The 11,003-nt window shown below is 68.6% G+C and carries 8 protein-coding genes and 1 tRNA gene; 2 read left to right on the top strand and 7 right to left on the bottom strand.

Features of this window, described 5'->3' with window-relative positions; genetic code table 11:
* Window positions 1-69: 69 nt before the first annotated feature.
* A tRNA-Asn gene (locus ACMX37_RS08805) sits at window positions 70-144 on the bottom strand.
* Between the two features lie 92 nt (window positions 145-236).
* Window positions 237-1,031, bottom strand: coding sequence for an NAD kinase (locus ACMX37_RS08800; protein WP_088914155.1), 795 nt, complete (start codon window positions 1,029-1,031; stop codon window positions 237-239).
* 154 nt (window positions 1,032-1,185) lie between these two features.
* Between ACMX37_RS08800 and ACMX37_RS08795 the strand changes: the two genes are divergently transcribed.
* Complete coding sequence (locus ACMX37_RS08795) at window positions 1,186-2,019, top strand: EAL domain-containing protein (protein WP_483145565.1); 834 nt, start codon at window positions 1,186-1,188, stop codon at window positions 2,017-2,019.
* A gap of 18 nt (window positions 2,020-2,037) precedes the next feature.
* On the opposite strand, the gene ACMX37_RS08790 is transcribed toward ACMX37_RS08795, so the two are convergent.
* From ACMX37_RS08790 to ACMX37_RS08780, 3 genes are all read right to left on the bottom strand, one after another.
* Window positions 2,038-2,814, bottom strand: coding sequence for a transglutaminase-like domain-containing protein (locus ACMX37_RS08790; protein WP_483145564.1), 777 nt, complete (start codon window positions 2,812-2,814; stop codon window positions 2,038-2,040).
* Window positions 2,815-2,902: 88 nt separating this feature from the next.
* Entirely contained in the window at window positions 2,903-6,403 is a 3,501-nt protein-coding gene (mfd, locus tag ACMX37_RS08785; protein WP_483145563.1) for a transcription-repair coupling factor, read from the bottom strand.
* 158 nt (window positions 6,404-6,561) lie between these two features.
* Complete coding sequence (locus ACMX37_RS08780) at window positions 6,562-6,840, bottom strand: FAD assembly factor SdhE (RefSeq protein WP_483145562.1); 279 nt, start codon at window positions 6,838-6,840, stop codon at window positions 6,562-6,564.
* A gap of 74 nt (window positions 6,841-6,914) precedes the next feature.
* Here ACMX37_RS08780 and recG point away from each other — a divergent pair, with 74 nt between their 5' ends.
* A complete protein-coding gene (gene recG / locus ACMX37_RS08775) occupies window positions 6,915-8,990 on the top strand; it encodes an ATP-dependent DNA helicase RecG (RefSeq protein WP_483148387.1) in 2,076 nt (691 codons plus the stop codon).
* A 1-nt stretch (window position 8,991) separates the two neighbouring features.
* Here recG and ACMX37_RS08770 read toward each other — a convergent pair whose 3' ends face one another.
* Both ACMX37_RS08770 and ACMX37_RS08765 read right to left on the bottom strand, forming a co-directional pair.
* A complete protein-coding gene (locus ACMX37_RS08770) occupies window positions 8,992-9,492 on the bottom strand; it encodes a low molecular weight protein-tyrosine-phosphatase (protein ID WP_483145561.1) in 501 nt (166 codons plus the stop codon).
* Between the two features lie 134 nt (window positions 9,493-9,626).
* Complete coding sequence (locus ACMX37_RS08765; RefSeq protein WP_483148386.1) at window positions 9,627-10,931, bottom strand: ABC1 kinase family protein; 1,305 nt, start codon at window positions 10,929-10,931, stop codon at window positions 9,627-9,629.
* Between the last annotated feature and the right edge of the window lie 72 nt (window positions 10,932-11,003).

Genomic DNA, 11,003 nt, shown 5'->3' with positions numbered 1-11,003 from the left:
GCGTTGAACAGCCGGACCCTGCCGGCGGTGCAGGTCAGGTCAGGTTCCGGAACGGGTTGTGGAGGAAAGTGGCTCCCCGAGTAGGATTCGAACCTACGGCCATTCGATTAACAGTCGAATGCTCTACCGCTGAGCTATCGGGGAGCAACCGGCAGACAAGTCCGCTGGCAGAGGCGCGCCTATATGGGGCGGGCTGGGGGATTGCAAGAGGCTTTTGGCAAGCCCGTGGATGATCCTCAGGCGGTGACGAACTGCTCTGCCACGATCCGCTCCTCGAGGCTCTGGCCGGGGTCGAACAGCAGGGTGAGGTCGCAGTCGCGCGCGATCTCGAGCCGCACCTCGGCGATGTCGCGCAGCTCCTTCTGGTCGGCCACCGCCGCGACCGGGCGCTTGGCCGGGTCGAGCACCTTGAGGATGATCTTCATCCGGTCGGGCAGGATCGCCCCCCGCCAGCGGCGCGGGCGGAAGGGGCTGATCGGGGTGAGGGCGAGCATCTTGCTGTCGAGCGGCAGGATCGGCCCTTGCGCCGAGAGGTTGTAGGCGGTCGACCCGGCCGGCGTCGCCACCAGTACCCCGTCGCACACCAGTTCCCGGATGCGCACGCGGTCGCCCACCGTGACCTCGATCTTGGCGGTCTGGCGGGTCTCGCGCAGCAGCGAGATCTCGTTGATCGCGCTCATCACGTGGGTTTCGCCATCCTGCGTCACCGCCTCCACCCTGAGCGGCGAGATCGTCCAGTGACGCGCCTTGTTGACCTTGGCGGCGATCGCGGCGCGCCGGTCGTAGCGGTTCATCAGGAAGCCGACCGTGCCGAGGTTCATGCCATAGGCCGGGATCACCCGGCCCGCGTCGAGCATCGCGTGGAGCGTCTGGAGCATGAACCCGTCGCCGCCCAGCACCACCACGGCATCGGCCTCGTCGAGCGGCACCCATTCGCCCTGGGCGAGCAGCGCGTCATAGGCCTCGGCCGCGCGCGGGGTGTCCGACGCGAGCAGCGCCAGCCGCTGATAGGTCATGCCGTTGCTCGCCATTCGTCCCCCTCCGGCAGAAAAGCGGCGCCAACCGGGTTATCCCCGACGCCGTGCCAGGCGGTTGCCCTGATGTGCCATATCGGCTCGGATTGCAATTGATGCGAGGCAGGCGCGCGATCAAGGGTTAAGGAAGGGCGGGGCAAAGAGGAGCGTGATGGAACAGGGTCGGACATCCTTGCGTGCACCGGCAACGCGCGGGCACCTGCCCGGCGTGCGGCCGGGCGTGCTCGAGGCCGATCTGCTGCGCGCGCTCGACCGGCGCGAGATCGAGGTGCTGTTCCAGCCGCAGTTCTCCTGCATCACGGGAGCGGTGACGGGCGCCGAGGCGCTCGCGCGATGGCGGCACCCGACGCTGGGGCCGATCGGGGCGCGCGACCTGTTCGCCGTGGCCGAACGCGCCGCGCTGGTCGCCCCGCTGTCGCGCCACGTGGTCGCCCGCGCGCTGGAGGATGCGGGCACCTGGCCCGAGGTGCTGACCCTGTCATTGAACATCACGCCCGAGGAACTGGGCGATCCCCGCTTCGCCGCCGATTTCGCTGCGCTGATCGGCCAGTCGGACATCGCCCCGCAGCGGCTGATGCTGGAGATCACCGAGGACCTGCTGCTGCGCAACCTCGCCCAGGCGGCGAGCGCATTGAAGGCCCTTCGGGGCCTCGGCTTCCGCACCGCGCTGGACGATTTCGGCGCGGGCTTCTGCAATTTCCGCTACCTGCGCGAGCTGCCTCTGGATGTTCTCAAGCTCGACAAGGTGATGGTCGAGGGCGTGCCGGGCGATCCCACCGCGCTGGCGGTGTTCCGCGCGATCGTGCAGCTCGGCAAGGCGCTTGGCCTGGCGATCTATGCCGAGGGGATCGAGACCGAGATCCAGCGCGCCGCGATCACTGCCGAGGGCTGCGATGGCTGGCAGGGCTTCCTGCGCGCCCAGCCGATGCCGAGCGAGAGCGTGCTGGCGCTGGCTCGCACCGCGCGGGGCATGGGGCACGGGTAGCGGCGGGCGTCCTGCCGCTCAGACCGCCTCCACCGACACGCTCTGACCGTTCATTGCAAGCGGTCCGAAGGCGGTCATGAAGGCAACGTCGCCGTTGTCGCGGCCCACGCCGATCACCGCCATCTCGGTCGCGCCGGCCATGCCGGTTGCATCGATCAGGTGCCAGCCATCGCCCAGATACACCTCGGCAACCGCATGAAAATCGGGCGGGTCGACGCGCGGCGCATAGACGCTGGCGAAGCGCGCCGGGATGTCGGCGGCGCGGACCAGCGCGATCATCAGATGCGCATAGTCCCGGCACACCCCGGCGCGGGCATGGAAGGTATCGGCTGCGGTGGTCTCGGCATCGCTTGCGCCCGGGACATAGGACAGGTGGCCCGCAACCCAGTCGCGCATCGCGGCGACCTTGGCTCCGCCCTCGAGACCGGCGAAGTCGCGTTCCACCAGCGCGGCGAAGCGGTTGGAGGGGCAATAGCGCGAAGGGAACAGATATTGCACCGCCTCGTGCGGAAGCTGGTGGAAGGGCGCAGCGGGCATCTGCGACCAGTCCCGCTCCTGGCGGTCGATCGTGATCGCCGCGCGGTAATCGATCTCCAGCCGCCCATGCGCGGCCAGCCAGGCGCGCTCGCCGACCCGGTCGTGCGCGGCAACGCGCGTGATCCCGGCTGAAGGGGTGACGGACAGCTCCGCCGTCTCGACGGTCTGGCCGTGGGTCGGCGCGGCCTCGATCTGCAGCAGAACGTCGCTCGGCTGCGGGAAGGCATAGTCGAGCCTTGCGTGGATCTGGAGCTTCACGGGCGGGCCGGTTCCGTTCGGGCGAGAGGGGAGGGGCACTCGGGGACTGAACCGGACAGGTCCCGCCCTGTTCCGTCCCCGGCATGCGTCAAGCGGCTTTTCTGGCCTTCTGCGCCTTGCGAACGATGCCGCTCAGGCCCTTGGTCAGCTGGAACAATCCGTTGAGGCGGCTCAGCGGATCGCCCCAGGCGCGGTTGATCACCAGCTTCATGTCGGGGCGCAGCTTGGCGGTCTCCGGCGCGCTGGCGTTGAGCCGCTCGACATAGGCGATGAGGCCCGTCGGATCGGGGAAGTCGTCATTGTGGAAGGTGACGAGCGTGCCGCGCGCGCCGACGTCGATCTTGGCGATGCAGGCCGCGATTGCCTGATGCTTGACCTCGATCAGGCGGATCAGGTTCTTGGTGGGCTGCGGCAGGTCGCCGAAGCGGTCGATCATCTCGGCGGCGAGGCTCTCGATCTCGTTCTGCCCTTCGGCCTGGTTGAGGCGGCGGTAGAGCGCCATGCGGACGGCCAGATCGGGGACGTAGTCCTCTGGGATCATGATCGGGGCATCGACCGTGATCTGCGGGGTGATCTTGTCGCGCGGTTTCTCGAGGCCCATCTCGCCCGCCTTGACGGCAAGGATCGCCTCCTCGAGCATCGCCTGGTAGAGCTCGAAGCCGACCTCGCGGATGTGGCCCGACTGCTCGTCGCCGAGCAGGTTGCCCGCGCCGCGGATGTCGAGATCGTGGCTGGCGAGCTGGAAACCGGCACCGAGCGAATCCAGATCGCCGAGCACCTTCAGGCGCTTCTGCGCGATCTCCGACAGGGCCACCCCGGCCTCGTGGGTCAGATAGGCATAGGCGCGCAGCTTCGCCCGCCCCACGCGCCCGCGCAGCTGGTAGAGCTGGGCAAGGCCGAAGCGGTCGGCGCGGTGGATGATGATGGTGTTGGCGCTGGGGATGTCGAGCCCGCTCTCGACGATGGTGGTCGAGAGCAGCACGTCGTACTTGCGGTCGTAGAAGGCGCCCATCCGCTCCTCGACCTCGCCGGGGCTCATCTGGCCGTGGGCGGTGACGGCCTTCACCTCGGGCACGTTCTTGCGCAGCCAGTCCTCGACATCGGCCATGTCCGAGATGCGCGGCACGACGATGAAGCTCTGCCCGCCGCGGTGATGCTCGCGCAGCAAGGCCTCGCGCATCACCATGTCGTCCCACTCCATCACGTAGGTGCGCACCGCGAGGCGGTCGACCGGCGGGGTCTGGATGGTCGACAACTCGCGCAGGCCCGACATCGCCATCTGGAGCGTGCGCGGGATCGGGGTGGCGGTGAGGGTGAGGACATGGACGTCGGCGCGCAGCTGCTTGAGCTTTTCCTTGTGGGTGACGCCGAAACGCTGCTCCTCGTCCACGATCACGAGGCCGAGGTTCTTGAACTTCGTCGACTTGGACAGGATCGCATGGGTGCCGACGACAAGGTCGATCTGCCCGTTCTCCAGCCCCTCGCGGGTCTCGGCGGCTTCCTTGGCGGAGACCAACCGCGACAGCCGCCCGACCTTGAGCGGGAAGCCCGCGAAGCGTTCGGCGAAGTTCTGGTAGTGCTGGCGGGCCAGCAAGGTCGTTGGCGCAACGATGGCAACTTGTTGCCCATTCATTGCCGCAACGAAGGCAGCCCGTAGCGCCACTTCGGTCTTGCCGAAGCCGACATCGCCGCACACCAGACGGTCCATCGGACGCCCGCTTTCGAGGTCGGAGAGCACGTCGGCGATGGCGCGTTCCTGGTCCTCGGTCTCGGCCCATGGGAAGCGGTCGGTGAACTGGCCGAGGCTGGCGGGGTCGGCGGGCAGGGCCGGGGCCTGCCTCAGCGCGCGGGCGGCGGCGACCTGCATAAGCTCGCCGGCAATCGCGGTGATGCGCTCCTTGAGCTTCGCTCGCCGCCGCTGCCACGCCTCGCCCCCGAGCTTGTCGAGCGCCACCGCCTGTTCCGAGGAGCCGTAGCGGGTAAGGACGTCGAGATTCTCGACCGGAATGAACAGCTTGTCCCCGCCGGCATATTCGAGCGCGACGCAATCGTGCTGGCTCTTGCCGACGGGGATCGCCTCGAGCCCCAGGTAGCGGCCGATGCCGTGCTCGACATGGACGACGAGATCGCCTTGCGACAGCGCCTGAAGTTCGGCGAGGAAGGCATCGGAATCCTTGCGCTTCTTCTTGCGCCGCACCAGCCGGTCGCCGAGAATGTCGGCCTCGGTCAGGATCTCCAGCGTGTCGGAGGCAAAGCCGGTCTCGAGCGGCAGGACGACCACCGCGGTCCTGGCCTTGGCCGCCAGCCCCAGCGCCTGTTGCCAGCTTTCGGCGATGGCGGTGGGGGCGCCCGCTTCCTCGAGGATCGCGGCCATGCGCCGCGCGCTCCCGGGGGAATAGGCCGCGACCAGCGACTTGCGCTGCGACTTGGCAACCGGCTTCAGGTGCGCGGCGGCGGCCTCGTAGACATTCTCGCCGCGCCCGCGCTCGGGGGCGAAGTCGCGCGCCGAGCGGAAGCCGAAGTCGATTGCGTTCGCGCTTTCCTCCGCGACGAAGGCCGAGGCGCGGTGGACCGGAAGCGCGGCCAGCGCGGCGTCGAACTCCGCGCGCGTAAGGTAGAGCGCATCGGGCTTCAGCGGGCGGTAGCTGCCCTTCCGCTCGCCCGCGATCCGCCCGCGCTGTTCGTGGTAGTCGGCGATGTCGGAAAGCCGCTCCTCCGCCGCGCCCAGCGCGTTCTGGTCGATCACGACCACGTCGTCCTTGGCGAGGTGGTCGAACAGGCTCGCCAGCTTGTCCTCGAACAGCGGGAGCCAGTGTTCCATGCCGGCCAGCCGCCGCCCCTCGCTGACCGCCTCGTAGAGCGGGTCCTGCGTCGCGCCCGCGCCGAACAGCTCGCGGTAGCGGGTGCGGAAGCGCTTGATGCTCTCCTCGTCGAGCAGGGCCTCGGAGGCGGGGAGCAGCAGGTGTTCGTCGATCCGCTCGATCGTCAGCTGGGTGGCGGGATCGAACAGGCGCAGGGATTCCAGCTCGTCGCCGAAGAAGTCGAGCCTGAGGCCGCTCTCGAGCGAGGAGGGGAAGATGTCGACGATCGATCCGCGCACCGCGAATTCGCCGTGGTCGATCACCGTGTCGGTGCGCGAATAGCCCTGCCGGGTGAGCAGCGCGGCGAGGCTCTCGTGCCCGATGGTGGTGCCGACCTTGAACGCGCGCACGCTCTCGCGCACCCGGAAGGGGGTGAGCACGCGCTGGAGCACGGCGTTGACGGTGGTCACCAGCAATTGCTGCGCGGCGCCCGGCTGCTGCAGCCGGTGGAGCGCGGCGAGCCTTTCGGCGCTGACCGACAGGGCGGGACTGGCGCGGTCGTAGGGCAGGCAGTCCCATGCCGGGAAGGTGACGACCTCGATCTCGGGCGCGAAGAACCGCGCCGCCTCGGCGGCGGCCCGCATCGCCGCATCGTCGGGCGCGATGAACACCGCCCGGCGTTTGGCGGCACGGGCGAGATCGGCGAGCACCAGCGGCACGCTTCCGCGCGGGAGCGAGGCGAGGGTGAGCGGATCGCGGGCCGCGAGGATGCGGTTCAGGTCGGGCATCGGGTCACTTCACAAGGATCAGGGGCAAAGCACGAGCGCCCCCGGCTCGGATCGAGGGGGGTATGGGCAAGGGCGCACGCCCCCGCACAACCGCGGGTGCGCGCGATTTGTTCCGGGCCTTAGCGGCGCATCGGCGGCTTGTCGAACGGCGCTGCCCCTCAGCGCGGGATGTCGACGTAATCGAGCTTCTGCATCGTGGCCAGCAGGTCGCCCGCAAGGTGCTCGGGCGGGGCCTGCGTTCCCAGCGCCCAGGCCATCACGTCGACATCGTCCTCGTCGAGCAGCGCCTCGAACCACGCCAGTTCCGCCTCGCCCCAGGCGGCATGATAGCGGTCGTAGAAGCCGCCGATCATGTAATCGGCCTCGCGCGTGCCGCGATGCCAGGCGCGGAACTTTGCGCGGGCGAGACGTTGTTCGAAAGAGGGCGCGTCGGTCATGCCGATGCACCTAGCCACAGCCTTGCGCGCCTTCAACTCGCAAAGACGCAAGGCAGGTGATAGCCATGCTGCCCATGCGTCCCGAGGCTCTCAATCCGCTCTTTGCCGAAGTGGCGACGCTCGACGGGGTCGGGCTTAAGCTGATGAAGCCGCTCGAGCGGCTCGGCCTGACGCGGGTGAAGGACGTGGCCTATCACCTGCCCGAACGCTTCGTCAGCCGCCGGGCTGTGGCCGATCTCGATTCGGCGAGCGAAGGCGAGCAGGTGATCATCCCGCTCACGCCGGTCGAGCACCGCAGCCCCCGCGCGGGCAGTCGCGGCCCCTATCGTGTGCTGGCGCAGGACGACAATGGCAACGTCTGCTCGCTCACCTGGTTCGGCAAGGCCGCCTACAGCGCCAGGAAGCTGGTGCCGGTGGGCGAGAAACGCTGGGTCGCGGGGCGGCTCGACCGCTATGGCGACATGCTCCAGATCGTCCATCCCGAGCACATCGAGGCCGACAGCGCCGCGAACATGGGGCGCCTGAGCGAACCGGTCTATCGCCTCTCGGAAGGGCTGGTGCAGCCGCGCATCGCCGATTTCGCGCGGCAGGCTCTGGCGCGGTTGCCCGAGTTGCCTGAATGGATCGAGCCGGGACAGCTGGAACGCGCCGGCTGGCCTTCGTGGCGCGATGCGCTGCGGCTGGCGCACGAGGGCACCGATGCCAGGGCGCGCGACCGGCTGGCCTATGACGAATTGCTGGCGAACAGCCTCGCGCTGCTGTTGGTCAAGGCCGACGGGCGGCGCAGGCGCGGGCAGGCGCTGGTCGGCGACGGCGCGCTGCGGCAAAAGCTGCAACTCCCTTTCGGCCTCACCGGCGCTCAGAGCCGCTCGATCGGCGAGATCGAGGGCGACATGGCGCAGGAGGCGCCGATGCTGCGCCTGCTTCAGGGCGATGTCGGCGCGGGCAAGACCGTGGTGGCGCTCAATGCCATGCTGATCGCCGTCGAGGCGGGCAAGCAGGCGGCCCTGCTGGCACCGACCGAGATCCTCGCGCGCCAGCACTTCGAGACGCTGAGGAAGATGCTCGGCCCGACCGGGGTCGAGATCGCTCTGCTGACGGGCCGCGCCAAGGGACGCGAGCGCGAATCGATCCTGATGGGGCTGCTCGATGGCTCGATCCAGCTGCTCGTCGGCACCCATGCGATCTTTCAGGACACGGTCAATTACCGCGACCTGGGCCTTGTGGTGATCGACGAGCAGCACCGCTTCGGGGTGGCGCAGCGGCTGGCGCTGGCCGCCAAGGGCCGACGGGCGCCGCATACCCTCGCCATGACCGCGACCCCGATCCCGCGCTCGCTGACGCTGGCGCAATATGGCGAGATGGACGTGAGCCGCCTCGACGAACTGCCCCCCGGGCGGCAGGCGATCGAAACGCTCGTTTTCCCTCAGGCGCGCATGGAGGAGATGATCGCCGGGGTCGAGCGGCACCTTGCCAGCGGACAGCAGGCCTACTGGGTCTGTCCGATGGTCCGCGAAGTGGACGGTGTTCCCGACCTTGCCGACATCGCCGCCGCCGAGGCGCGCTATGCCGCGCTGCGCGAGCGGTTCGGCGATGCGGTGGTGATGGTCCACGGGCAGCTTCGGCCCGAGGCCAAGGACGCTGCGATGGAACGCTTCGTGACCGGTGACGCGCGCCTCCTGATCGCGACCACGGTCATCGAAGTCGGGGTCGATGTGCCGTCCGCGACGCTGATGGTGATCGAACAGGCCGAGCGGTTCGGACTTGCCCAGCTCCACCAGTTGCGCGGCCGAGTGGGGCGCGGCTCGATGAAGAGTCGTTGCGTGCTGCTGCGTGGCGACGAGCTTTCCGAGACGGGCAAGAAGCGCCTCGCCCTGATGCGCGAGACGCAGGACGGGTTCCGGATCGCGGAGGAAGACCTGGAACTGCGCGGCGGGGGCGAGCTGCTCGGCACGCGGCAATCGGGGGAGGCGGGCTTCCGCATCGCCGATCTCGAACAGACCCAACGCCTGCTCCCCGTCGCTCACGGCGATGCGCGCCTGCTGATGGAGCGCGACGGCGGGCTGACCTCGCCGCGCGGCGAGGCAGCGCGGCTGCTGCTTTACCTGTTCGAGCGCGACTGGGGCGTGCAGTTGCTTCGGGGCGGCTAGATCAGGCGCGCAGCGCGTCGGCTTCGCGCAGCAGGCGGTCCGCCCAGGCCGCAACGCCCAGATCGATCAGGTTCCAGGCGTGCTCGAAAGCGGCAGTATCGCCATAATAGGGATCGGGCACCGGTTCTCCGCGGCGCCCTTCCACCGCATCCATCAGCATCGCCAGCGTGGCCGTGCCGTCGCGCGGAGCCTTGGCGCGCACACCTTCGAGATTGGCGCGGTCGAGCGCGATGATGTGGCTGAAGCGGTAGAAATCGTCCCGCTCGATCTGCCGCGCCGACTGGCCGGCGATGTCTATCCCCTTGAGGCTCGCCATCGCGATGGCCCGCGGGTCGGGCTGGTGCCCGACGTGGTAGGAGGCGGTTCCGGCAGAATCGACATTGACCGCAAGTCCGCGCGCCTGCGCGGCCGCGCGGAATGCGCCTTCGGCCATCGGTGACCGGCAGATATTGCCGAGACACACGAACAGCACGCTGATCCTGTGATCGATCCCCCCATGCATGGCCTCGCAGTATTACAAATCCTGCAGCCTGTCTATCGCCTATCTCGTTGGTTTCACGCGAAACATCCAAACCACCATCGGTGGTGCCGAGCAAGGGGCGGGTGCACCGGGAGCGGGAAGAGTTCGGTCGGCCCTCAGGCAGCAGCGGCGGGAAGGGGCGAGGTGCTGGCCAACACCTCCTCGGTGATCCGCCGGATGTTGACCTTCGCCTTCAGCCGCGCGCCAAGCAGCGCCGTGCCCGAGACCTTGCGCTGGACGAACAGGGTCTCGATCGGCGGGAAGGCCCAGGTGTCCTTGTCCTGCGCGATGGCATAGCCTTCTTCGCGCAGCAGCGGCACGAAAGCGCGGTCCCCGAAGTCGAAGGGCGCATCGGCGCGCATCTCGTTGATGACGATGTCGATCATCCGGCCCACCCGGTCAGGGTGCTTCTCGGCCACGATCGGCATCATGAAGCCCGCCTCGATCGTCGCCTTGAGCACCTCCTCGGCATTGCCCTGAAGGCCTGCCAGCAGCATCTTGCGATAGCCGTTCGCCACCGCCGGATCGACCGGGCGGCAGGCGCCGAAATCGAGCAGCACGATCTCGCCCGTCCCCGGCCGGTAGCGGAAATTGGCGAAATTGGGATCGGTCTGCATCACCCCGAATTCGAAGAGCTCGCGCGCCACCAGGCGGATCAGCCGGGCAAAAACCTCGTCGCGGCGTTCGGGGCTTTCCTTGCCGAGTTCCTCGATCGAGACGCCCTCCTCGAAGCTCATCGCGAGGATTGCGCCGCGCGTCAGGCCCTCGTGGAGGCGCGGCACGACGAAGCCGGGGGTCCCGGCAAGCCGCTCGCGATAGAGCGCCATCTGGCGGCCTTCGCGCTGGTAATCGGCCTCCTCGTGGAGCTGCTGCTTGGCCGCCGCCATCAGCTTGTCCATCTCGAGTTCGGGCGGGGCGAAACCGGCGACCTTGAGCAGGGTCATGACGTTGTCGACATCGCTGTCGATTGACTTGGCGACGCCGGGATACTGCACCTTGATCGCTAGCTCCTCGCCGTCGCGGGTGAGGGCCTTGTGGACCTGACCGATGCTGGCGGCGGCAATGGGCCGGGGGTTGAACCAGCGGAACTGCTTGCGCCAGTCCGGGCCCCATTCGCTTTTCAGCACCTGGTCGAGCTGACGGGTCGGCATGAAATTGGCCTGGTCACGCAGGGTCGCGAGGATGCGCGAGAGCTCGTCGGGCAGGAAATCGCCGGCATCGAGGCTGATCATCTGCCCCATCTTCATCGCCGCGCCGCGCAGGTGCGACAGGCGGTCGGTCAGGCGCTGGACATTGCCGGGTGTCAGGATCAGGTCGCGCGCGGTGATCCCCTCGCCACTGGCGAGCCGCCGCGCCCCTTCCGCGACCATGCCGCCGGCCACACCGCCGACGAGCTTGCCGAAGGTGCCGAAGCGCGCCATCCGCCCCGCCGGCACGGGGCGCTGACGGGTGCGGTCTTCGGGCAGGTCGCGAAAATCGGGAATATCGTCGTC

The organism is Porphyrobacter sp. THAI-01a (assembly GCF_056868655.1).
The sequence above is the reverse complement of the archived record's forward strand: the minus strand, read 5'-3'. Positions and strand labels throughout refer to the sequence as shown.